This is a genomic window from Allobaculum fili (assembly GCF_020969955.1).
Taxonomy (GTDB): Bacteria; Bacillota_I; Bacilli_A; order Erysipelotrichales; family Erysipelotrichaceae; genus Allobaculum; species Allobaculum fili.
Genome location: NZ_JAHDSX010000158.1, coordinates 1 through 256, shown reverse-complemented (window position 1 = coordinate 256; position 256 = coordinate 1). Strand labels below are relative to the sequence as shown.

General features: G+C 52.3%; 1 rRNA gene. It reads right to left on the bottom strand.

Annotated features, from left to right (window positions below):
• Window positions 1-256 (bottom strand): 23S ribosomal RNA (locus Afil_RS10900); the annotation flags it as partial.

Below are 256 nucleotides of genomic sequence, written 5' to 3'. Positions count from 1 at the left end.
GCTTTCGGTGTGCAGGATTCTCACCTGCATCTCGCTACTCACACCGGCATTCTCACTTCCATGTCCTCCACATCCCCTTACGGTAATGCTTCAATGAACATGCAACGCTCCCCTACCACTAAATACTCTAGTACTTAATCCGCGCTTTCGGCAGACAGCTTAGCCCCGGTACATTTTCGGCGCAGGGCCACTCGACTAGTGAGCTGTTACGCACTCTTTCAAGGATGGCTGCTTCTGAGCCAACCTCCTAGTTGTC